Below are 21,590 nucleotides of genomic sequence, written 5' to 3' on the forward strand. Positions count from 1 at the left end.
ACCGCGGGACGCCGCCCCCGCAGGTGCGGGCCCGCGCGTCGCCCGACCCCGATTCCCCCGCGGCACGAGACCTCACAGAGCAGGAGCTTCCATGAGCGAGAACATCCAGCAGACCGCCCAGCCCATCGGGCACGACATGTCCGCCACGAGCCAGGACGTCCTCGACGCCGGCATGGCCGTGCGCCGCGAGGTCCTGGGCAACGCCCACGTGGACCGCGCGGAGTCGAACAAGGACGAGACCACCGAGGACTTCCAGAACCTCATCACCCGGTACGCGTGGGGGACCATCTGGACCCGCCCGGGCCTGGACCGGCGGATGCGCTCGGCCGTCACCATCTCCGCGATGGTCTCGGGCGGGTACTGGGAGGAGGCCGCCATGCACATCCGGGCGGCGCTGCGCAACGGCCTGAGCCGCGAGGAGATCAAGGAGATCCTGCTGCAGACCGCCATCTACTCCTCCGTGCCCGCCGCCAACATCGCCTTCAAGCTGGCCCAGGAGGTCTTCACCCAGGTGGACGAGGACCTCGCCGCCGGCAAGGAGCTCTAGGGGCGGGCCGGGCCCCCACCCGCACCCCGACCTCCCACCGCAGCCCACCACCGTCGCCGGGCCGGTCGCCCTCCCCGGGCTCCCAGACCGTCCCCGGCCCACCGCAGTAGCCTGTCGTTCGAACAGAGAGAAGGTCATCCCATGACTGCCCAGACTGACGCCTACATCTACGACGCCGTCCGCACCCCCTTCGGCAAGGTCGGCGGCGCGCTGGCCAAGACCCGCCCGGACGACCTGGCCACCGTCGTCGTGCGCGAGTCCGTCAAGCGCGCCCCCAAGCTGGCCGGCCTGCTGCCCGACGCCCCGGACACCCAGGGCACGGGAGCCGGCAGCGACCTGGCGCGGATCGACGAGGTCGTCTTCGGCAACGCCAACGGCGCCGGCGAGGAGAACCGCAACGTGGCCCGCATGGCCACCCTGTTGGCCGGGCTGCCCACCTCCATCCCCGGCACCACCGTGAACCGGCTGTGCGGCTCCTCGCTGGACGCCGCCATCATCGCCTCCCGCCAGATCAACACCGGCGAGGCCGACCTCATGCTCATCGGCGGCGTCGAGTCGATGTCCCGTGCCCCGTGGGTCCTGCCCAAGACCGAGCGTCCCTTCCCGATGCACAACCTGGAGCTGGCCAACACCACCCTCGGCTGGCGCCTGGTCAACCGCAACATGCCCAAGGAGTGGACCGTCTCCCTGGGCGAGGCCACCGAGCAGCTGCGGGAGAAGTACGGCATCGACCGTGAGCGGATGGACGCGTTCGCCGCGAACTCGCACCAGCTCTCCGCCAAGGCCTGGGACGAGGGCAAGTACGACAACCTGACCGTCGCCGTGCCGGACGTGGACCTGGCCCGGGACGAGACCATCCGCCCGGACTCCACCGCCGAGTCCCTGGCCGGGCTGCGCACCGTGTTCCGCAAGGAGAACGGCATGATCACCGCCGGCAACTCCTCGCCCATGAACGACGGCGCCTCCGCCGCCTGGCTCGGCTCGGACAAGGCCGCCGACATCCTGGGCCTGCAGCCGCTGGCCCGGATCGCCGGCCGCGCGACCGCCGCCAACGAGCCGCAGTACTTCGGCTACGCGCCGGTGGACGCGGCCAACAAGGCCCTGGAGCGGGCCGGCATCACCTGGGACGACGTCTCCGCGGTGGAGCTCAACGAGGCCTTCGCCGCCCAGTCCCTGGCCTGCACCGACGCCTGGGGCGTGGACCTGTCCATCGTCAACGCCTGGGGCGGGGCCATCGCCATCGGCCACCCGCTCGGCGCCTCGGGCACCCGCGTGCTCGGCACCCTGGCGCGCCGCCTCGAGGAGTCCGGCGACCGCTGGGGCGTGGCCGCGCTGTGCATCGGCGTCGGCCAGGGCATCGCCGTGGTGCTGGAGAACGTCAACGCCCGCTGACCCCGTCCGGTCCCCGACGCCGGCCGGCGCGTTCGCAGCGCGGGGCGCCGGCCGGCGTCGTGGGCCAGACCCGACCTGACAGACCAACCCTTCCCAAGGAGGAACGATGCTTGAGTTCGTGGACACGGCTGCCGAGGCCGTCTCCCGGATCACCGACGGCGCCACGGTGCTGATCGGTGGATTCGGCAACGCCGGCCAGCCGATGGAGCTGATCGACGCGCTGATGGATTCCGGTGCCACCGGCCTGACCGTGGTGAACAACAACGCCGGGCAGGCCGACGCCGGCCTGGCCCTGCTGATCAAGGAGCGGCGGGTGGCCAAGATCATCTGCTCGTTCCCGCGCCAGTCCGACTCCTGGCACTTCGACGAGGCGTACCGCGCCGGCGAGATCGAGCTGGAGCTCGTGCCGCAGGGCAACCTGGCCGAGCGCATGCGCGCCGCCGGTGCCGGCATCGGCGGCTTCTTCAGCCCCACCGGGTACGGCACCCAGCTGGCTGAGGGCAAGGAGGTCCGCGAGATCGACGGCAAGCACTACGTGCTGGAGTCCCCGATCCGCGGCGACTTCGCCCTGATCAAGGCCTACGCCGCCGACCCGTACGGCAACCTGGTCTACCGCAAGACCGCCCGCAACTTCGGGCCCGTCATGGCCACCGCCGCCGCGCACACCATCGTGCAGGTGGACGAGGTCCTGGACGAGCCGCTGAACCCGGAGCACGTGGTGACCCCGGGGATCTACGTGGACACCGTCGTGGGGATCCCGACCGGTTCCGGCGTGAAGGAGCGCGAGGAGCGCGAGGCCCTGGCCGCCGGGCGGTCCAAGCCCTGCATGGCCACCAAGACCGCGGCCGAGCTGGCCGCCCAGAAGTGAAGGGGACGAGCGAGATGAGCGAGCAGACCACCGAGGCCGCGGACGTCCAGGCGTTCCGCAGCACCGACACCCCGCTGACCCAGGACGAACTGGCCCGGGTCATCGCCGAGGACATCGCGCCGGGCTCCTTCGTGAACCTGGGCATCGGCCAGCCGACCACCGTGTCCAACTACCTCTCCCCGGAGAAGAAGGTCACGCTGCACACCGAGAACGGCATGCTGGGCTTCGGCCCGGAGGCCACCGGTGACCAGGTCGACGAGGACCTGATCAACGCCGGCAAGATCCCGGTGACCGAGCTGCCGGGTGCCTCCTACTTCCACCACGCCGACTCCTTCGCCATGATGCGCGGCGGCCACCTGGACGTCTGCGTGCTGGGCGCCTACCAGGTCTCCGCCACCGGTGACCTGGCCAACTGGTCCACCGGCAAGCCCGGGGCCATCCCCGCCGTGGGCGGTGCCATGGACCTGGCGATCGGCGCCAAGGACACCTACGTGATGATGGACCTGTTCACGAAGAAGGGCGACCGCAAGCTGATGGCCGAGTGCACCTTCCCGCTCACCGGCGTGGGCTGCGTGTCCCGGATCTACTCGGACCGGGCCGTGCTGCTGCTGGACCCCTCCGGCGTGGTGACCGTGCGCGAGCTGCACGGCCTCACCTTCGAGGAGCTGCAGGAGAGGCACCCGGACGTGCGCTTCGAGAAGGCCGGCGCCTGAGCCGCTGAGCCCGCCTCGCGGCCCTGGCCGCGTGCCCTCCCGACGACGGCCGGTCACCTCCCGAGGTGGCCGGCCGTCGTCGTCCGTCCTCCAGCCCCCGGCGTCCGGCACCCGTGCGCAGGCCGATGTCCGTGCGCGGGCCGGCGCCGGGTTCCCGGGGGCCGGTTCCCGGCGTCCGTCATCATCGAGAGGACTCATCCGGCGGGGCACGGCGCGTGACGCGTCTCCTGAACCCGGATCATCACTGTCCACACGCTGTGGACAGCGTCCCCGCGGGCACCTCGGACCAGTCAGCATGGGCGGGTGACGTCCCCTGCGAACGCCGAGCCCCTGCTGATCCGCCCTACCGAGAGCGACGGGGGCCGCTCCGCCCGGATGCTGGCCCGCCGGGCCCAGCGGGGAGAGCTGGTCCGTCTGGCTCCCGGCACGTACGCGTCCACGCGGCGGTGGCTGCTGCTGTCCCGGCAGGACCGTCACCGGGTGGGTGCCGTGGCCTTCGCGGACTCCCGACGCCGGCCGGTCACCTTCTGCGGGGCCACGGCGCTCGGGCTCCTGGGGTACCCGGTGGTCGAGCAGGTCCCCACTCTCCACGTTCGGGCGGTGCACCGCGGTGACTCCGGGACGCGGCGGCAGGTGTCGCCCTACGTCAACGAGCACGAGGTCCTGAAGACCGTCGCCGAGCTCAGTACGCAGGGCCTGATGAACGGGGACGGCCGGGTCCCCGTGCTTCCTCGCGTGCACCGGCACTGGAACGCACCGGGCGGGGAGGCAGCAGGGGCCGGTGCCGGCGCGGCGACGGACGGATCGCCACCGCCGGCCCACACCCGGGTCAGCGTGTGCCTGGAGGACGGTACGGTGCTGGGCCGGGTGCGGGTGGATCCACTGCCGGCGGCGATGGCCCTGGTCTTCGGCAGCGAACCGCTGAGCACGGGGACCGCCGCGGCCGATGCGATTATGCGCGACCACGCCGCTGCCGACCTGATGGCCGGTCGTGCGCGGGAGCTCCTGCCCTCCGCCGCCCAGCGCACCCGGTTCGATGCCCAGTGGGCGTTCGCCGACGCCCGGTCCGAGTCGGTGGGGGAGTCCTTGAGCCGGGCCGTCATCCACGAGGCGGGTTTCGTAGTGCCTGAGCTCCAGTACGCGGTGCTGGACACGGCGGGGACGTTGATCGCCCGGACCGACTTCTACTGGGAGGACATCCGCCTGACCGCCGAGTTCGACGGACTGGTGAAGTACACGGGGCGGCTGGCGCGTCCCGGGGCCGGTGGCCCCGTGGGGCAGGACGCCCTGATCCGGGAGAAGCACCGCGAGGACGCGATCCGCCGGCAGGGGTATGGCATGGCACGGTGGATCTGGCCCGACCTGTTCACCCGGTGCCGGTTCGAGGCCATTCTGGAACAGCACGGCGTCCCTCGGCGGCGAGGGTGATCCACCGGCACCCCCGGCAGCCGTTCATCCTGATCCCCCGGCGTCCTTGGCGGCCGTTCATCCTGATCCCCCGGTGCCCTTGGCGGCCGTTCATCCGGACTCGGAGGACATGTCCGTGGGGTCCCCCGGGGTGACATGTCCTCTCGACCATGATGGGCCGCCCCACCCAGCACTGCCCCTGCCTCGCCCCACCCCGCCTCGCCCCGACCCGCCCCGCGGAGTCGAGGCGACCTGGAATGGCCGTCGACGTCGGAGGGGCTTCACCCGGACGTCACCTCGAGGGCCCCGGATCGTCAACCGGGACGAGAAGGGTGGACGGGCATGGGCCCGGCCGGCCGCGACGGGATGACGCGGGGACCGGCACGGGCCACGACAGGAAGGCATCCTCGTGACCCCCAACCCGACCCAGAACCGCCGCCCGGGCACCCGGCGCCGTTCGTCCGCGGCCACCCTGGCCGTGACCCTGTCCGCCGCGGTCCTCACCGGCGGCGCGCTGTCCGGTCCCGCCGCGGCGGCCCCGGCCCCTCAGGACGCCCCCGTGCTCATCGGGCATCGTGGAGCCGCCGGGACCGCACCGGAGAACACGGTGGCGGCCTTCGAGGACGGCCGCGCGTCCGGAGCGGACTTCTTCGAGATCGACGTGCAGCTCTCCGCGGACGGTGTGCCGTTCCTCTTCCACGACAACACCCCGGCCCGCACCACGAACGTGGAGGAGGTCTTCCCCGGTCGCGAGGACGACCCCATCACGTCCTTCACCTGGGCCGAGCTGCAGCAGCTGGACGCCGGCTCCTACTTCTCGGAGGAGTACACGGGGGAGAGGATCCCGCACTTCGACGCCGCCGCCGAGATCGCCACCCGCAACACCGGCGTGTTCATCGAGATCAAGTCCCCGGTGAACTCCCCGGGCATCGAGAAGGTCGTGGCCGAGGCCCTCGCCGAGGACGAGGAGTGGAACGAGCTGCTGGAGGCGGACAAGATCGAGGTGCTCGGCTTCGACGAGGCCTCCAACCAGCGCTTCGCCGAGATCGCCCCGGACGTGCCGCTGCAGCAGCTGGTGGGCACCGTGCCGGACGCGGCCACCCTGGAGCGCTACGCCACCTTCGCCGACTCCTTCGGCACGAACTACCGCACCCTGGACGAGGACGGGGCCCAGCGGGTCAAGGACGCCGGGCTGGGCCTGGGCGTCTACACCGTGAACTCCACCGAGGCCTACGACGAGGCCGCGGCCCTGGGCGTGGACCGGATCACCGGTGACTTCCCCATCCAGTTCTCCCGCTACGAGCGTGGCCTGAAGGCGTTCCCCCAGAACACCGGCGTGCGGATCGCCGACTCCGTCAACGACGTCCCCGGTGAGGACCTGCAGGCCGAGACCGGCGAGCACGTGGTGCTGGAGAACACCGGCAACCACACCGTGGACGTCTCCGGCTGGCTCCTCCGCGACGCCGCCAACAACGTGCTCGAGGTCGGTGAGGGCTACGAGCTGGAGGCCGGCGAACAGCTGCGCGTCTACACCGGTCCCGGGACGAACGCCCCGGACGACTACTACAACGGCGGCGCCGCCAACGTCCTGAACAACGGCGGCGATTCCGTGGCGCTGTGGACGGACGAGGGCACGCTGCAGGACACCTACGCGAACTGATCCGCACACCGCGTCGGGGGCGATCCTCCCGGGTCCTGGTACCCGGGACCGGGGAGGGCCACCCCCACGTGGTGGTCCGCGGGCCGGGCGGTCAGAACGCGATCCGGGTCAGCAGCTCGCGCAGCTGCTCGCGTTCGGCCGCGGAGAGATTGGCCAGGACCTCCTGGTCGGAGGCCTCGGTCAGTTCATAGCCGAGCTGTTCGACCCGGTGGCCCTCGTCGGTGACGGCGATCATGCGCGAGCGGCGGTCCTTCGGGTCGGTCAGCCGCTCCACGAGGCCGCGCTGCTCGAGCACGTCCACGAGTGCCACCACCTGGCTCGGGTCGAGGTCGAGGAACTCGCTGAGCTCCCGCTGGGTCGGGTTGGTCCCGTGCGCCGCCACGGACAGCACCGAGAAGTGGCTCACCTTCAGCCCGAGCTCCGCCTTGAGCAGGGTGTTGGCGTGACCGGTGCCCCGGGATCGTGCGCGCGCGGTGAGGAACTGGATCTGGTGCGCCAGGCGGGTGGACCGGAGCCGGTCGACGCCGGCAGCCTCGGTGGTCGTGTCAGCGCCGGTACCGGTGTGGTCCAGGCCGGTGGGTGTCGTGGTGGTCATGGTGGTATCCGTCGTGGTCGGGGCGGTCAGTGCCGCCGATGGCCGGTACGGTGCGCCCGGCCGGGGGTCGAGAGGGCGCACCGTACCGGGCCCGGAACTCAGTGCTCGTGGGTGGTCAGGTCGAGGTCCTTGGACTCCCGCGTCAGCACGATCGCGATGACGGAGACGAGCGCCATGCCGGCCAGGAAGCCGATGACCGGGACCACGGAGGTGCCGCCGCCGGGGCCGGCGTAGAGCGTGGCCAGGATGGTCGGGGTGAACCCGGCGCCGATCAGGGTGGCCAGCTGGTAGCCCAGGGAGGCGCCGGTGTAGCGGGCGCCGGTGCCGAACTGCTCGGAGATGAAGGCGGCCAGCGGGCCGTAGAGCATCCCGTGCAGGCCGAGGGCGATGGTGAAGGCCAGGGTCAGCACGAACCAGTTGGTGGACTGCAGCATGGTGAAGAACGGGGTGAGGAACATGACGAACAGCACCAGTCCGGCGATCATCACGGGGCGGCGGCCGAAGCGGTCCGAGACGCGGCCGAAGCCGATCACGAAGGCGATGGAGATGACCGAGGCCACGGCGAAGGCGTAGAGCACGTCTGACCGGGCGTTGCCGGCGTCGGTGGCGTAACCCACGGAGAAGGTGGACAGCAGCACCTGCAGGCCGAACCCGGAGGCACCGCCGAACATCGTCAGCAACAGGGCCTTCGGCCGGCGCAGCACCTGCAGCAGCGGCATCTTCGGCTTGGGGGCGGACGAGGCCTCCTCGGCCTCCGCCTTCGCCAGGGCGGCGGTGAACACGGGGGACTCGCTGACCCGGGCGCGGATCACCATGCCGATGATCAGCAGCACGAAGGACAGCAGGAACGGCACGCGCCAGCCCCAGGCCAGGAACTGCTCCTGCGGGAGGGCTGCGGAGAAGGTGCCGAGGATGAAGGTGCCCAGGGCCGCACCGGTGGGAGCACCGGCATTGGTGAAGGAGGCCGCGAAGCCCCGCTTGCCGGACTCGGAGTGCTCCAGCGCCATCAGCGCCGCGCCTCCCCACTCACCGCCCACCGCGATGCCCTGGCAGACGCGCAGGAACACGAGGATGACCGCGCCCCAGCCGCCGATCTGCGCCGCACCCGGGACCAGGCCGATCAGGGTGGAGGCCACGCCCATGATGAGCATGGACAGCACCAGCATCTTCTTGCGCCCCAGCCTGTCACCGAAGTGGCCGAAGATCGCCCCGCCGAGAGGCCGGGCCAGATAGCCGGCGGCGAACGTGCCGTAGGCGGCGATCGTGCCGGTCAACGGGTCCAGGCCGCTGAAGAACACCGCCGGGAAGACCACGGCCGAGGCGGCGGCGTAGAGCAGGAAGTCGTAGAACTCGATCGTCGAGCCCAGGTAGCTGGACAGGATGACCCGGCGGGCCTCGCGGCGCTTGACCCCCGGATCGAGGGCGTCGAGGTCGGGCGCGGTGTGCTGTGCGGAGACGGTCGTCATGATGCTCTCCAGTCGGGAAGGGGCGGTGTTCAGGGACGGGCGGGGTTCAGGGACGGGCGGGGTTCAGGAACGGGCCGGGGTCAGGAGGCCGGCACCGGCTGGGTGCGCTCCCGGAGGACGTTCTTGCGGATCTTCCCGGTGGAGGTGCGCGGCAGCTCCTCCACCACGAGCACCTCCCGGGGCAGCTTGTAGCGGGCCAGGCGGGCGCTGAGCTGGTCGCGCAGCCCGGGCCCGCCGGGGACGTCGGCCCCGGTGCGCGCCTCCGGGCGCAGCACCACGAAGGCCAGCCCGGTCTCGCCCCAGCGCTCGTCCGGGACCCCGACGACGGCGGCCTCCAGGACCGCGGGCAGGGAGAGCAGGGCGTTCTCCACCTCAGCGGGGTAGACGTTCTCACCGCCGGAGATGTACATGTCCTTGATGCGGTCCTTGATGGTGAAGTACCCCTGGGCATCCCGCACGGCGATGTCCCCGGAGTGGTACCAGCCGTCCGCGAGGGCGGACTCGGTCGCCTCCGGGCGGTTCCAGTAGCCCTTCATGACCTGGGGGCCGCGGACCCAGACCTCACCGGCCCGGTCGGTGCCGACGTCCCCGCCCGTGGCCGGGTCCACGAGCCGGACCTCGGAGAAGAAGTGCGGGCGGCCGGCCGTGCCCGCGTGGGACAGGGCGTCCTGGGCCTCGAGCAGGCAGACGCCGGGGGCGGTCTCGGTCATGCCGAAGCCCTGGACGATCTTGACGTCGCGCTCGGTCCACGTCCGGATGGACCGCTCGCTCAGGGGCGAGCCGCCCACCATGATCGAGCGCAGCGAGGACAGGTCCGTGCCGGCGAAACCGGCGGCCTCGGCCAGCAGGTCGATCATGGCCGGGACCATGAACGTGCCGGTGACCCGGGAGTGCTCGATCTCGGCCAGCACGTCGGCCGGGCGGAACTGCCGGTGGATGATGATCCGCCCGCCCATCATGAAGGTGGGCATCGTGGTCATGTTCATCCCGGCGATGTGGAACAGCGGCGCCACGGACAGCATCACCTCGTCCTGGCGCAGGTCCGTGCCGGTGAACGCGTTGAGGTACTGGTAGGTCAGGTTCCGGTGGGTCAGCATGGCGCCCTTGGGGCGGCCCGTGGTGCCGGAGGTGTACATGAACAGGGCGACGTCGTCATCGTCCACGTCGGCCTCGACCTCGGCGGTGGAGGCCCCCGCGAGCAGGTCCTCGTAGCGCAGCCCGGGTCCCTCCGGGCCCTCGGCCGCCACCAGCGTCAACCGCGGGTGCCGCTCGGCCAGGTGGGCGGCGACGTCGGCCACCTCCCGGCCGTACACGACGGCGTTGGCCTCGGAGTCGGTCACGATGAACTCGACCTCGGTGGGGGACAGCCGGGGATTGACCAGCACCGGGGTGGCGCCGAAGAGGTTGGCGGCGAAGAAGGTCTCCAGCAGGGAGGGGTGGTTGAACCCCACGTAGGCCACGCGCTCGCCGCGCACCACGCCGAGCCCCTGCAGGGCATTGGCCAGGCGGGTGACCCGCTGGCTGAACTCGCCGTAGGTGGTGGTGGCGCCCTCGAACTCGATGGCCACGGCCTCCGGTCGCACGGTGGCCCGACGACGGGGGTAGGTGCCGATGCCGATGTTCATGGGACTCCTTCGCTCTGTGGGCTGGATCACGATAAGACCCATGCAACACTCAAGCGTTGAGAATGTCAACGATTGATATTAGGTCGTAACTGCCCGGTGGGGCCTGCGCCTCGGCCGCTGGCGCGACACGATTCCTTTGCAATGGCGAATTCTTGGTAGGGTGGTTGACATAACGGCACCCGAAGGGGTGCTCCGTCCTCGGCCTTCAGTGCCGCCCTGACCGGGTGGTGGGCCGGGGCGCGACGTGAGGTCGCGGTGTTGAGGCCCGGGCGCCGGTGCGCCCGGAGAGGACTGCCTCCACCCGACCCGTCACCGCAGGAGAGAGACAAAGGCCGTGGGGCCGGAAGGGAAGCTGTGTCCAAACAGCGCATCGCCATCATCGGGGCAGGACCGAGCGGGATTGCCGCGCTGCGGGCCTTCGAGTCCGCCCAGCGCAAGGGAGTGCAGATCCCGGAGGTCGTCTGCTACGAGAAGCAGGACGACTGGGGCGGGCAGTGGAACTACAACTGGCGCACCGGCATCGACAAGTACGGTGAGCCGGTCCACTCCTCCATGTACCGCAACCTCTGGTCGAACGGGCCCAAGGAGGCCCTGGAGTTCGCCGAGTACACGTTCGACGAGCACTTCGGCCGACCGATCTCGTCCTACCCGCCGCGTGAGGCCCTCTGGGACTATATCGACGGCCGGGTCCGGACGTCGGACGTCAAGGAGAAGGTGCAGTTCTCCACCGCCGTGCGCTGGGTCCAGTACAACCGCGAGGATGACAACTTCACCGTCACGGTGGAGAACCTGCGCTCGAAGACGACCTCCTCCTCGGAGTTCGACCGGGTGATCGTGGCCACCGGCCACTTCTCCTTCCCGAACGTCCCGGACATCACGGGGATCGAGACCTTCCCGGGCGCCCTGCACCACGCCCACGACTTCCGCGGTGCGGAGAAGCTGGCGGACAAGCGCGTCCTGCTGATCGGTTCGTCCTACTCCGCCGAGGACATCGGTGTGCAGGCCTTCAAGATGGGCGCGCGCTCGGTCACCATGAGCTACCGGAGCCGCCCCCAGGGCTACGCCTGGCCCGAGGGCATGGAGGAGTTGCCGGGCATCGACCGCGTCGACGGTGAGACGGTCCGCTTCTCGAATGGCGAGACCCGCGAGTTCGACGCGGTGATCCTGTGCACCGGTTACCTCCACAAGTACCCGTTCCTGTCTTCGGACCTGGCCCTGTCCTCGCCGAACACCATCTATCCCGCCGGCCTGTACCGAGGCGTGGTGTGGCAGAAGAATCCCAAGCTGTACTACCTGGGTGCCCAGGACCAGTGGTTCACGTTCAACATGTTCGACGCCCAGGCCTGGTACGTCCGTGACCTGATCATGGGCCGGGCGAAGCTGCCCCCGGCCGAGGAGCGGGCCGCCCACCTGAAGCAGTGGCGCGCGCGCTTCCAGGGACTCGACGGGGACGCTGACGACGTGCGGTTCCAGGCCGACTACATCCGTGACCTCATCGAGGCCACGGACTACCCGATGTTCGACCTGGACGAGGTCGTGCGGATCTTCCTGGCCTGGAAGCAGGACAAGAAGGAGAACATCCTCACCTACCGGGACAAGCCGCACCGCTCGGTGATGACCGGGACCATGGCCTGCGAGCACCACACCCCGTGGTTGCAGGAGCTCGACGACTCCCTGGAGCGCTACCTGTCCACGCCGGAGCGGGCGGGGATGGAGGAGATCCTCACGGGCGGCGGTGCCGTGTCCCCACGCTGACGGCTGGGGGCAGGGGGCTGGCCCCTGGACAACGACGCCGGCCGCGCACCCTGGGTGCGCGGCCGGCGTCGTGGCGTGTGGGGGTGCCGGTGAGGTTAGAAGGCGATCTTCAGCAGCAGGCCGCGCAGTTGCTTCCGCTCCCGGGCGGAGAGGGTGCCGAGGGTGACGTCCTCGGACTCGAGCAGGATCTCCCGGGCCTTCCCGAAGAGCTCCAGGCCGGCGTCGGTGGCGACGATGATCTTGGAGCGCCGGTCCCGGGGGTCCGTCTCGCGCTGGACCGCGCCGAGGGCCTCGAGGGAGTCGACCAGGGCCACGATCTGGCTGGGATCCAGGGCCAGGAACTCACCGAGTTCGCGCTGGGAGGGCTTCAGACCGCTGGCCGCGAGGGACAGCACCGAGTACTGGCGGACCTTGATGCCCAGCGGTGCCAGCATGTGGTTGGCGTGACTTGAGCCACGGCCCCGGGCGCGGGCCGTGAGGAACTGGATCTGCTGGGCCAGCTCACCGGCGAGGAACCGCTCGGTGCCCTGATCCGCCAAGGCGTCCGGGGCGGGCGCGCCCCGGTGGGTGGATGTCGACATAGGGGTCCTCGTGACGTTCGGCCAACCATTGATGTTCTCAAGTGTAGACCCCCTCCCGGTGATGCGCGCTGGCTGGTGAGCCCCGGATCGACCGCCGTCGGGAGGGGTGCTCGGACAGGCGTTCGGCCGGGCGCCGGACCGGAGCGCAGCCCGGCGCTCGATCCGCCGCCGCCCCGTCCGGACCCCTCCGGGTGCGGTCCCCTCAGGCCATGGCGAAATTAGATCATTGACTTTCTCAACGGTATGGGCTGTCATGGTGCCAGCAGCACACCTCGCGAACCTCACCCCACGAACGTCACCCCCGAAGGAGAAGCCATGTCCCTCAACGGCAAGGTTGCCATCGTCACCGGTTCCGGCGCAGGACTCGGCCTGGCCTATGCCCAGGAGCTCGCCCGCCAGGGCGCCGCGGTCATCATCAACGACGTCAACCAGGAGATCGCCGACCAGGCGGTCGCCTCCATCACCGAGGCCGGCGGCCGGGCCGCGGCCGTGGTCGCACCGGTCGGCTCGTCCGAGACCGCCGACCAGCTGGTGAAGACCGCCGTGGACACCTTCGGCGGGCTGGACATCCTCGTCACCAACGCCGGCATCCTGCGGGACAAGTCCCTGCTGAAGATGACCGACGACGACTTCGACGCGGTCATCAACGTCCACCTCAAGGGCACCTTCACCTGCGTGCGCTCCGCCTTCGCGTACTTCAAGGAGAACGGCGTGGCCGGGCGCATCGTCACGATCGGCTCGCCCACCGGCCAGCGCGGCAACTTCGGCCAGACCAACTACGCCGCCGCCAAGGCCGGGATCGTGGGCATGGTCCGCACCTGGGCCCTGGAGATGAAGAAGGCCGGCGTGTCCGTCAACGCCGTCATCCCGGTGGCCGCCACCGCCATGACCAAGACCATCCCGTTCTTCGCCAAGGCCGTCGAGGCCGACGAGCGCGGCGAGGCCATGCCGGAGTTCTTCCGCAAGGACCTCGGCTTCGGTCCCGCCCGGGACGTGGCCGGGCTGGTCGCCTTCCTGTCCTCCGAGGCCGCCGCGGGCATCTCCGGCCAGGCCATCGGCGTGGGTGGGGACCGCCTGCAGGTCTGGTCCCACCCCGAGGCCGTCACCACCGACTACCACGAGGGCGGCTGGGACTACGAGACCATGCTCTCCGAGGGCAAGGCCATCCTCGAGGCCAACCTGCAGTCCGTGGGCGAGCGGATGCCGGAGCTGCCCGCCGAGCTGCGGCCCGAGCCCGCCGGGAAGTAGTCCGCCCGGCACCCACCGGCCGGACACCCGCCGGCCGGGTGCCCGCCGGCCGGGCGCCCGTCGACAAGGCGCCTGCCGACCGGGCGCCACCGCCCGTCATCACCCAGCAATCGCACCCAGGAGGAACCATGGGACAGACCCCCGTGCGCTATGAATGCGCCGTCGACGTGGACGCCATCACCGCCGTGGACATGCACGTCCACCTCGAGGTCGACGACTGCGGCCACGTGGCCATGCCGGACGACATCATGGAGGCCTCGGCGAAGTACTTCAAGGCCGCCGAGCGGACTCCCTCGATCGACTCGATCGCCGAGACCTACCGGGGTCACGGGATGGCCGCGGTGGTCTTCACCGTGGACGCCCGGACCCAGCTGGGACACCTGCCGAATTCCATCGACGACCTCGTGGCGGGCTGCGCGCGGCACAACGACGTGCTCATCCCCTTCGGCAGCGTGGACCCGCGCACCGGTCCGGACGCGATCACCGAGGCCCGTCGCCAGGCCGAGGAACTGGGCGTGCGCGGGTTCAAGTTCCACCCCTCCGTGCAGGGCTTCGACCCCTCGGACGAGCAGTACTTCCCGCTGTGGGCCGAACTGGAGCGCATCGGTCTGCCGTGCATCTTCCACACCGGGCAGAACGGCATGGGCGCCGGGCTCCCGGGTGGGCGCGGGATCAAGCTGAAGTACTCGAACCCGCTGCTGCTGGACGACGTGGCCGCCGAGCACCCGGGGCTGCCGATCATCATGGCCCACCCCTCGGTGCCGTGGCAGGACGAGGCGAACTCCATCGCCACGCACAAGGCCAACGTGTACATCGACCTCTCCGGCTGGTCCCCGAAGTACTTCCCGGAGTCGCTGGTGCGCCAGTCCAACAACGTGCTCTCCCGCAAGGTGCTGTTCGGCACGGACTTCCCGCTCATCACCCCGGACCAGTGGCTGAAGGCCTTCGCCGACCTGCCGCTCAAGGACGAGGTGCGCCCGCGGATCCTGAAGGACAACGCGGTGACGCTGCTCGGCCTGGGCGCGGAACGCGGAACCGGCGACGCCGGCCGGGGCGCCTCCGCAGGCGAGCGCACCGCCGCCGGCGGTGCGGCATGAGCGCCGGGCGCCCGGTCGCCGTCGGGGCCGTGATCCCGTCCGACCTCTACGGCTTCGCCGAGCGGCTGACCGAGGCCGAGCGGAGGGTCCTGACGGACCTGCGCGAGCAACTGCGCTCCACCGTCCACCCGCACCTCAACGACGCCTGGGACAGGGCCGAGCTGCCCACGGAGCTGCTCGAGGCGGTGCGCGGCCTCGAGCTGATGGACCCGCCGGTGCTGCGCGAGGCCGGGGAGCCCGTCCGGGACATCCTCACGGGGTTCCGCAACTTCGAGCTGGCCCGCTGCGACATCAACGTCGGCACGCTGTACAACGCCCAGGCCGGGTTGTTCCGTACGGTCTGCACCCTGGGCGGCTCCCCGGAGCAGGCACGGGACCTGGACGCGAGGATCCGCACCTATGAACTGACCGGCGTGTTCGGGCTGACCGAGCCGGACCACGGCTCGGACGTGGCCGGTGGGCTGGCCACCACCGCCACCCGGGACGCGGCCACGGGGGAGTGGGTCATCAACGGCGCCAAGCGGTGGATCGGCGGCGCCTCGGTGTCCGACGTGGTGGCGACCTTCGCCCGGGACACCGCCGACGGCCAGGTCAAGTGCTTCCTGGTCCCGCGGGATGCCGAGGGCGTGACCATGACGATCATCCCGCACAAGGCCTCGCTGAGGATCATGCAGAACGCCCACATCGAGTACCGGGACGTCCGGGTCACCGAGGCCGACCGGCTGCACGGGATCAACTCGTTCAAGGACGTGGCCCGCTGCCTGCGGAACATGCGCTCGGACGTGGCGTGGATGGCCGTGGGGGCCCAGGCCGGTGCCTACGAGGCGGCCCTGCGGTATGTCCGCGGGCGCGAGCAGTTCGGCCGGCCGATCGCCGGGTTCCAGCTCGTGCAGGAGAAGCTGGCGATCATGCTGGGCAACCTCACCGCCTCGCTGGGCATGGTGGTGCAGCTGACCGAACAGCAGGCGGCCGGGGTCTTCAAGGACGAGAACTCCGCGCTGGCCAAGATGTACACCTCGCTGCGGCTGCGGGAGACCGTGGCCCTGGCCCGCGAGGTGTGCGGCGGCAACGGCATCACCCTGGACACGGACGTGGCCCGGTTCCACGCAGACGCCGAGGCCATCTACTCCTACGAGGGCACCCACGAGATCAACGCGCTGATCGTGGGCCGCGCCGTCACCGGCGTCGGCGCCTTCGTCTGAGGGCCACGCCCCATCCATCACCGGACGGTCACGGTCCGCCGCTCGTGACCCAAAACCATTGCGCTCATCAACCATTGTGATGTAGAACACATTCCTAGGAGGAAACCATGACCGAGACCACCACCCCCACGTCCAGGCTCGTCGTCACGTTCGAGGAGGCCAAGTCCCTGGCCGGCAAGGACCTCGGCGTCACCGAGTGGCGCGAGGTCACCCAGCAGATGGTGAACACCTTCGCGGACGCCACCGACGACCAGCAGTGGATCCACGTGGACCCCGTGCGCGCCAAGGACGGCCCCTTCGGCGCCCCGATCGCCCACGGGTTCCTGACCCTGTCCATGATCATCCCCTTCTGGTCCGAGCTCTTCGACGTCTCCGACGTCAGGACCAAGGTCAACTACGGCCTGGACAAGGTCCGCTTCACCTCCCCGGTGAAGGTCGGTTCCCGCATCCGCATGAAGGGCTCGATCGCCGACGTGCAGGAGGTCAAGGGCAACGGCCTGCACATCGTCGTCGATTCCGTCATCGAGATCGAGGGCGAGGAGCGCCCCGCCGTCGTCGCGACCTTCCTCGCCCGCTTCTACGCCTGAGGCACCCGCCTCCAGGCACTCCGCCCCACTCCACCCCCTCCCGGCCCGAGCCGGTACGCACCCCCGCAGGAGAAACCATGAAGAAGAAGCTCGTCTCACTGCTGGCCACCGCCGCCGTCGCGGGGCTGGCCCTGACCGGCTGTGGTTCCGGTTCACCGTCCGGAGGAGGCGGGGAGAGCTCGCCCGGCGCCGCCGCGTCCGGCGGTACCGAGTCCGGCGGCGCCTCGGGTGAGCTCGACAAGGTGATCGTCGGCGTGCTGCCGATCGCCCCGTCCGTGGCCGTGCAGTACGGCATCGAGGAGGGCATCTTCGAGGAGCACGGCATCGAGGTGGAGCTCTCCACGTCCAACGCCGGTGCCGCGATGCTCCCGGCCGTGGCCAACGAGCAGATCCACTTCGGCGTGGGCAACCCGAACTCGGTCATGAACGCCAACGACCGCGGCCTGGACATGAAGATCGTGGCCGGTTACTCGAACTCCCTGGAGGAGGGCGAGGACATCGCGGGCGTGGTGACCACCAAGGACAGCGGCATCCAGGGCTGGGAGGACCTGGCCGGCAAGACGGTCTCGGTCAATGCCCTCAAGACCCAGGGCGACCTGACCATCATGGAGTCCGTCGCCAAGGCCGGGGGCGACCCCTCGGCCATCAAGTTCTCGGAGATGCCGTTCCAGGACATGCCGGCCCAGCTCGAGCGCGGCAACACGGACGCCATCTGGGTCCCGGAGCCCTTCCTGACCAGCTCCCTGGCGAACGAGAACAACCAGCTGGTGGGGTACTCCTTCCAGGACTCGGTGGCCGGCATGCCGACGATGGTGACGTTCAGCTCGGGCAAGTTCACCGAGGAGAACCCGGAACTCACGCAGCGGTTCGTCGACGCCATGACGGAGACGCTGGCCGCCGCCGACGAGGACCCGGACGGCGCCCGTGCCCTGCTGCCCGAGTTCATCAGCCTGCCCGAGGAGGCGGCGAAGAACCTGAAGATGGAGAAGCTCTCCGGCGAGATCCGCAAGGAGCAGATCGAGGAGGCCGGGCGGTTGATGGTGAAGTACGGCTTCATCAGCAACGACCCGGACGTGGAGAACCTGTACTGGGAGGGCTCCCAGTGAGCTGACGCCCACGCCCCCGGTACGTGACCCGCTCACACCACCACGACGCCCCCGCCCTGGACCGACCGGGCGGGGGCGTCGCGGTCTGCGCAGGACGCCGGGGCGGCACGGGCCGGACAGCCCGCTGCCCGGCAGACTGGTTCCACCGCTCCCGGATTGCCGGACCGCCGGGCTGCCGGGCGGCCCCGGTCAGGCCGGGTCGTGGTGGGGAGGGGCGCCGGTGTCGTGGGCCAGGACGCGCCGCAGCAGCGCGGTGAGCTGCTCCGTCTCCTCGGCCGTCAGGGGGGTGAAGAGCTGGTCGTTGACCTCGAGCGCGGGGTGGTACAGCTCCCGGAGCAGGTCCCGCCCGGAGTCGGTCAGGGTCGCCACCCGGCGGCGGCCGTCCCGGGGGTCGCGGGAGACCGTCACGTGGCCCTGGGCGGACATGCGGTGCACCAGCTCGGTCAGGGTGGCCCGGTCCACGGCCAGCTGCTCGGCGATCTCGGACTGGGACAGTCCACCGACGGACCTGGCCAGGCACAGCAACAGGCCGAACTGGATGGAGGTGTGGTCGGCCGAGACCTGCTGTGTCCAGAGACGGCCGTGGCGGCTGAGCAACCGCCGCACCGCGAGGCTGTGGAACTCCTCGGCGGTGGCGAGTGTCTGACCGTCGTCCTGCATGGCTCTCCATCCGTAGAACAGTTGAGATCGTTAATGGAATTCTCTTGTTGGCCATTGTGACGGCTGAGTAGAGTGTGAGTCACCTTACAGGCTGGACGACCCCCTCGCCCCAGCCTCGCGGCCGCTCCTGCGGTCGCGGATCACCGCATGTCACACTCCAGGAGCACCCGATGATGAGGAATGTCCGACTGGCCGCCGTGGGCGCGGCCGCACTGCTGGCCCTGACCGCCTGTGGATCCGGTTCGCCGTCCGGTGGTGGCGCCACCACCGGGGCCGCCACGGAGGGGTCCGGCAGCGAGTCCGCCGCCGCCGGTGACCTGAAGCAGGTCGAGGTCGGGGTCATCCCGATCGTGGACGTCGCGCCGATCTACCTGGGCGTCGAGGAGGGCATCTTCGAGAAGCACGGCCTCGACGTCACCCTGACCCTGGCCCAGGGCGGGGCCGCGATCGTGCCGGCCGTGCAGTCCGGGCAGATGGACTTCGGCTTCTCCAACGTCACCTCGCTGGCCATCGGCCGCGCCCAGGGGCTGCCGCTGAAGCTGGTGGCCACCGGCCCGCAGACCACGGGCGACTCCGAGGACGACTTCGCCGCCGTGATGGTCCCCGAGGACTCGGACGTGAAGACCGCCGCCGACCTCGACGACAAGCGCATCGCCGTCAACACCCTGAACAACATCAACGACACCGTGATCTCCGAGGGCATCCGCCAGGACGGTGGGAACGCCGAGACCATCGAGTACGTGGAGATGGCCTTCCCGGACATGGTCGGCCAGCTGGAGGCCGGCAACGTGGACGCCATCGGCGCCGTGGAGCCCTTCGTGACCATCGCCGAGGCCGCGGGTGCGCGCCGGATCTTCGCCCAGTACGCGGACCCGATCCCGGACCTGTCGGTGGCCGGCTACTTCACCACGGACCAGATGATCGAGCAGGACCCCGAGCTGGTGGACGCCTTCGTGACCGCCATGAAGGAGTCCCAGCAGTACGCCACCGACAACCCGGACGCGGCCAAGGCCATCCTGCCCGAGTACACCTCCCTCGAGGCGGACGTGATCGAGCAGCTGACCATGCCGCGCTTCCCGCAGGAGCATGACATCGAGTCGCTCCAGAAGGTCATCGACCTCTCCGTGGAGGGTGGCCTCATCGACGAGGCGCCGTCCGTGGAGGACCTGGTCCGCCAGTGACCGGTGGCACGGCCCGGACGGTGCATCCCTGACGGCCGATCCCCGACGACCCATCCCCGACGGTGCGGGTGGTCCTGCCCGGTGGCCTCGGCCGCCGGGCAGGACCACCCGCACCGTGGTGTCAGGGGTGGTGCCCAACGCCTGCGTGTCCCCCTGGGCGACGCTTGAATGTCCACAATAACTATTGAATTACTCAACTAAATGTTCCACACTGAGGGGAGTGCGGACAGGGCACGTCAAGCTGCAGAGGAGTCGGGAATGTTCAACCGTGGGATCGGCGACTGGATCCACCGAAGGCGCGTGAAGTCCGCAGGGCGCACCGCCGTGATCAGCGCGGCCGGCGAACTGACCTATGACGAGTGGGCGGCCCGGATCGACCGGTTGGCGAACGCCCTGGCCGACCGCGGCGTGCGGGGCGGTGACCGCGTGGCCTACCTCGGCGAGAACCACCCCTCGTTCCTGGAGACCCTGTTCGCGGCCGGTTCCCTGGGCGCCGTCTTCGTGCCCCTGAACACCCGCCTGGCCCCGCCGGAGATCGCCTTCGCCCTGGAGGACTCCGGGGCCACGGTGCTGATCGCCTCGGCCACGCTGGAACCGCTGGCCGTCGCCGGAAGCCGCGGGGCCGGCGTCGGGACCCTGGCGACCGTCCAGGACGGCCCGCCGGCCGCCGTCGAGCGCCGCGACGGGGACCTGGAGGCCCTCGACTACGAGGAACTGCTGGCCGGCGGCGACCCGGTGCGCCCGGACGTGGCGGTGGACCTCGACGACCTGGCGCTGATCCTCTACACCTCCGGGACCACGGGCAAACCGAAGGGCGCCATGCTCACGCACGGCAACCTGACGTGGAACGCCTTCAACGTCCTCACCGACCTGGACGTGACCAGCGAGACCCGGGCACTGATGATCGCCCCGATGTTCCACGTGGCCTCCCTCGGCATGGGAGCGCTGCCCACGCTGCTCAAGGGCGGGACCCTCGTCCTGGAACCCCGGTTCGAGCCCGGGCGGGTCCTCGAGCTGATCGGCAGGCACCGGATCACCAGCATGGCCGGGGTGCCCACCACCTACCAGCTGCTGGCCGAGCACCCCGACTGGAAGGCCACCGACCTGTCCTCGCTCCGGATCCTGACCTGCGGGGGGTCCGCCGTGCCGATGCGGGTGCTGGAGGCCTACGAGGAGCGCGGGCTGTCCATCGCCATGGGCTACGGCATGACCGAGACCTCGCCCGGCGCCACGGTCCTGCCGGCGCGCTACTCGCGTGCCAAGCAGGGGTCCGGCGGACTGCCGCACTTCCACACCGCGGTGCGCGTGGTCGACCCGCTCGGGCAGGTGTGCCCTCCCGGGGAGGTCGGGGAGATCCAGGTCCAGGGCCCCAACGTCATCACCGCCTACTGGAACCGGCCCGACGCGACCGCCGAGTCCTTCGAGCAGGCCGAGGACGGCACCTGGCTGAAGACGGGGGACATGGGCTACCGGGACGAGGACGGGTTCCTGTTCATCTCTGACCGGCTCAAGGACATGATCATCTCCGGTGGGGAGAACATCTACCCGGCGCAGGTCGAACAGGAGATCGCCCAGCTGGAGGCCGTGGCGGCGGTGGCCGTGATCGGTGTCCCGGACGAGCGGTGGGGCGAGGTGCCCCGCGCGGTGGTGGTGGTCCGGGAGGGCCACGAGCTGACCGATGACGAGGTCATCCGGCACCTGGACGGCAGGCTCGCCCGGTACAAGGTCCCCAAGTCCGTGGTGTTCGTGGACGAGATGCCCCGCACCGCCTCGGGCAAGATCCGCAAACCGGACCTGCGCCGCCGCTACGGGGGCTGAGGCGCGGGTCCCCGTGGCCCGGGTGGTTCGCCCCTGCGGCCCGGGTGGCTCGTCCCCGTGGACCCCGGGGCCTACCGGGCGA

The 21,590-nt window shown here is 70.4% G+C and carries 19 protein-coding genes; 14 read left to right on the forward strand and 5 right to left on the reverse strand.

What is annotated here, in order from left to right:
• Nucleotides 1–91 precede the first annotated feature (91 nt).
• The 6 genes from pcaC (at nucleotide 92) to Q0283_RS08320 (ending at nucleotide 6,587) form a co-directional block, all read left to right on the forward strand.
• On the forward strand, nucleotides 92–547 hold the full coding sequence (gene pcaC / locus Q0283_RS08295; RefSeq protein WP_298044178.1) for a 4-carboxymuconolactone decarboxylase: 456 nt from the start codon (nucleotides 92–94) through the stop codon (nucleotides 545–547).
• Between the two features lie 141 nt (nucleotides 548–688).
• Nucleotides 689–1,939 carry a thiolase family protein gene (locus tag Q0283_RS08300; RefSeq protein ID WP_298044179.1) on the forward strand — a complete coding sequence of 417 codons (1,251 nt, stop codon included), beginning with the start codon at nucleotides 689–691 and terminating at the stop codon, nucleotides 1,937–1,939.
• 106 nt (nucleotides 1,940–2,045) lie between these two features.
• Entirely contained in the window at nucleotides 2,046–2,807 is a 762-nt protein-coding gene (locus Q0283_RS08305; RefSeq protein ID WP_183529070.1) for a 3-oxoacid CoA-transferase subunit A, read from the forward strand.
• A 14-nt stretch (nucleotides 2,808–2,821) separates the two neighbouring features.
• Nucleotides 2,822–3,520: a 3-oxoacid CoA-transferase subunit B gene (locus Q0283_RS08310; protein ID WP_183529069.1), complete on the forward strand. Its 699-nt coding sequence runs from the start codon at nucleotides 2,822–2,824 to the stop codon at nucleotides 3,518–3,520.
• Nucleotides 3,521–3,823: 303 nt separating this feature from the next.
• Complete coding sequence (locus tag Q0283_RS08315) at nucleotides 3,824–4,948, forward strand: hypothetical protein (protein ID WP_298044182.1); 1,125 nt, start codon at nucleotides 3,824–3,826, stop codon at nucleotides 4,946–4,948.
• Nucleotides 4,949–5,336: 388 nt separating this feature from the next.
• On the forward strand, nucleotides 5,337–6,587 hold the full coding sequence (locus Q0283_RS08320; protein ID WP_183529065.1) for a glycerophosphodiester phosphodiesterase family protein: 1,251 nt from the start codon (nucleotides 5,337–5,339) through the stop codon (nucleotides 6,585–6,587).
• A 91-nt stretch (nucleotides 6,588–6,678) separates the two neighbouring features.
• Here the strand turns inward: Q0283_RS08320 and Q0283_RS08325 are convergent, their stop codons facing one another.
• The 3 genes from Q0283_RS08325 to Q0283_RS08335 all read right to left on the reverse strand — a co-directional run bounded on the left by Q0283_RS08325 (nucleotide 6,679) and on the right by Q0283_RS08335 (nucleotide 10,273).
• On the reverse strand, nucleotides 6,679–7,182 hold the full coding sequence (locus tag Q0283_RS08325; protein WP_183529063.1) for a MarR family winged helix-turn-helix transcriptional regulator: 504 nt from the start codon (nucleotides 7,180–7,182) through the stop codon (nucleotides 6,679–6,681).
• A gap of 98 nt (nucleotides 7,183–7,280) precedes the next feature.
• Nucleotides 7,281–8,648: an MFS transporter gene (locus tag Q0283_RS08330; RefSeq protein WP_183529061.1), complete on the reverse strand. Its 1,368-nt coding sequence runs from the start codon at nucleotides 8,646–8,648 to the stop codon at nucleotides 7,281–7,283.
• An 80-nt stretch (nucleotides 8,649–8,728) separates the two neighbouring features.
• A complete protein-coding gene (locus Q0283_RS08335; RefSeq protein WP_183529059.1) occupies nucleotides 8,729–10,273 on the reverse strand; it encodes a long-chain fatty acid--CoA ligase in 1,545 nt (514 codons plus the stop codon).
• A gap of 354 nt (nucleotides 10,274–10,627) precedes the next feature.
• On the opposite strand from Q0283_RS08335, the gene Q0283_RS08340 reads away from it, so the two are divergent.
• A complete protein-coding gene (locus Q0283_RS08340; RefSeq protein WP_183529057.1) occupies nucleotides 10,628–12,028 on the forward strand; it encodes an NAD(P)/FAD-dependent oxidoreductase in 1,401 nt (466 codons plus the stop codon).
• 95 nt (nucleotides 12,029–12,123) lie between these two features.
• Here Q0283_RS08340 and Q0283_RS08345 read toward each other — a convergent pair whose 3' ends face one another.
• A complete protein-coding gene (locus tag Q0283_RS08345; protein WP_183529055.1) occupies nucleotides 12,124–12,609 on the reverse strand; it encodes a MarR family winged helix-turn-helix transcriptional regulator in 486 nt (161 codons plus the stop codon).
• Between the two features lie 315 nt (nucleotides 12,610–12,924).
• Between Q0283_RS08345 and Q0283_RS08350 the strand changes: the two genes are divergently transcribed.
• From Q0283_RS08350 to Q0283_RS08370, 5 genes are all read left to right on the forward strand, one after another.
• Nucleotides 12,925–13,857, forward strand: a complete 933-nt coding sequence (locus tag Q0283_RS08350) for an SDR family NAD(P)-dependent oxidoreductase (RefSeq protein ID WP_183529053.1) — start codon at nucleotides 12,925–12,927, stop codon at nucleotides 13,855–13,857.
• Nucleotides 13,858–13,985: 128 nt separating this feature from the next.
• Nucleotides 13,986–14,954 carry an amidohydrolase family protein gene (locus Q0283_RS08355; protein ID WP_183529051.1) on the forward strand — a complete coding sequence of 323 codons (969 nt, stop codon included), beginning with the start codon at nucleotides 13,986–13,988 and terminating at the stop codon, nucleotides 14,952–14,954.
• Nucleotides 14,951–16,156 (forward strand): acyl-CoA dehydrogenase family protein, encoded by a 1,206-nt coding sequence (locus tag Q0283_RS08360; protein WP_183529049.1) that lies wholly within the window; start codon nucleotides 14,951–14,953, stop codon nucleotides 16,154–16,156. The genes Q0283_RS08355 and Q0283_RS08360 overlap by 4 nt, the downstream gene beginning before the upstream one ends.
• Nucleotides 16,157–16,263: 107 nt before the next feature.
• Complete coding sequence (locus Q0283_RS08365) at nucleotides 16,264–16,743, forward strand: MaoC family dehydratase (protein ID WP_183529047.1); 480 nt, start codon at nucleotides 16,264–16,266, stop codon at nucleotides 16,741–16,743.
• A gap of 77 nt (nucleotides 16,744–16,820) precedes the next feature.
• Nucleotides 16,821–17,849, forward strand: a complete 1,029-nt coding sequence (locus Q0283_RS08370; RefSeq protein WP_183529045.1) for an ABC transporter substrate-binding protein — start codon at nucleotides 16,821–16,823, stop codon at nucleotides 17,847–17,849.
• Nucleotides 17,850–18,038: 189 nt separating this feature from the next.
• Here the strand turns inward: Q0283_RS08370 and Q0283_RS08375 are convergent, their stop codons facing one another.
• On the reverse strand, nucleotides 18,039–18,509 hold the full coding sequence (locus tag Q0283_RS08375) for a MarR family winged helix-turn-helix transcriptional regulator (protein ID WP_183529043.1): 471 nt from the start codon (nucleotides 18,507–18,509) through the stop codon (nucleotides 18,039–18,041).
• Between the two features lie 170 nt (nucleotides 18,510–18,679).
• Here Q0283_RS08375 and Q0283_RS08380 point away from each other — a divergent pair, with 170 nt between their 5' ends.
• Entirely contained in the window at nucleotides 18,680–19,690 is a 1,011-nt protein-coding gene (locus Q0283_RS08380) for an ABC transporter substrate-binding protein (protein ID WP_183529041.1), read from the forward strand.
• A gap of 258 nt (nucleotides 19,691–19,948) precedes the next feature.
• Complete coding sequence (locus tag Q0283_RS08385) at nucleotides 19,949–21,508, forward strand: long-chain fatty acid--CoA ligase (RefSeq protein WP_183529039.1); 1,560 nt, start codon at nucleotides 19,949–19,951, stop codon at nucleotides 21,506–21,508.
• The last annotated feature ends 82 nt before the right edge of the window (nucleotides 21,509–21,590 follow it).

Source organism: uncultured Citricoccus sp., from assembly GCF_937871995.1.
GTDB lineage: Bacteria > Actinomycetota > Actinomycetes > Actinomycetales > Micrococcaceae > Citricoccus.

What these genes read in the sequence shown, in the direction of transcription:
- pcaC (WP_298044178.1), top strand. Translation starts at nt 92, where the DNA reads ATGAGCGAGAACATCCAGCAGACCGCCCAGCCCATCGGGCACGACATG.
- Q0283_RS08300 (WP_298044179.1), top strand. Translation starts at nt 689, where the DNA reads ATGACTGCCCAGACTGACGCCTACATCTACGACGCCGTCCGCACCCCC.
- Q0283_RS08305 (WP_183529070.1), top strand. Translation starts at nt 2,046, where the DNA reads ATGCTTGAGTTCGTGGACACGGCTGCCGAGGCCGTCTCCCGGATCACC.
- Q0283_RS08310 (WP_183529069.1), top strand. Translation starts at nt 2,822, where the DNA reads ATGAGCGAGCAGACCACCGAGGCCGCGGACGTCCAGGCGTTCCGCAGC.
- Q0283_RS08325 (WP_183529063.1), bottom strand. Translation starts at nt 7,182, where the DNA reads ATGACCACCACGACACCCACCGGCCTGGACCACACCGGTACCGGCGCT.
- Q0283_RS08330 (WP_183529061.1), bottom strand. Translation starts at nt 8,648, where the DNA reads ATGACGACCGTCTCCGCACAGCACACCGCGCCCGACCTCGACGCCCTC.
- Q0283_RS08335 (WP_183529059.1), bottom strand. Translation starts at nt 10,273, where the DNA reads ATGAACATCGGCATCGGCACCTACCCCCGTCGTCGGGCCACCGTGCGA.
- Q0283_RS08345 (WP_183529055.1), bottom strand. Translation starts at nt 12,609, where the DNA reads ATGTCGACATCCACCCACCGGGGCGCGCCCGCCCCGGACGCCTTGGCG.
- Q0283_RS08350 (WP_183529053.1), top strand. Translation starts at nt 12,925, where the DNA reads ATGTCCCTCAACGGCAAGGTTGCCATCGTCACCGGTTCCGGCGCAGGA.
- Q0283_RS08355 (WP_183529051.1), top strand. Translation starts at nt 13,986, where the DNA reads ATGGGACAGACCCCCGTGCGCTATGAATGCGCCGTCGACGTGGACGCC.
- Q0283_RS08360 (WP_183529049.1), top strand. Translation starts at nt 14,951, where the DNA reads ATGAGCGCCGGGCGCCCGGTCGCCGTCGGGGCCGTGATCCCGTCCGAC.
- Q0283_RS08365 (WP_183529047.1), top strand. Translation starts at nt 16,264, where the DNA reads ATGACCGAGACCACCACCCCCACGTCCAGGCTCGTCGTCACGTTCGAG.
- Q0283_RS08370 (WP_183529045.1), top strand. Translation starts at nt 16,821, where the DNA reads ATGAAGAAGAAGCTCGTCTCACTGCTGGCCACCGCCGCCGTCGCGGGG.
- Q0283_RS08375 (WP_183529043.1), bottom strand. Translation starts at nt 18,509, where the DNA reads ATGCAGGACGACGGTCAGACACTCGCCACCGCCGAGGAGTTCCACAGC.
- Q0283_RS08380 (WP_183529041.1), top strand. Translation starts at nt 18,680, where the DNA reads ATGATGAGGAATGTCCGACTGGCCGCCGTGGGCGCGGCCGCACTGCTG.
- Q0283_RS08385 (WP_183529039.1), top strand. Translation starts at nt 19,949, where the DNA reads ATGTTCAACCGTGGGATCGGCGACTGGATCCACCGAAGGCGCGTGAAG.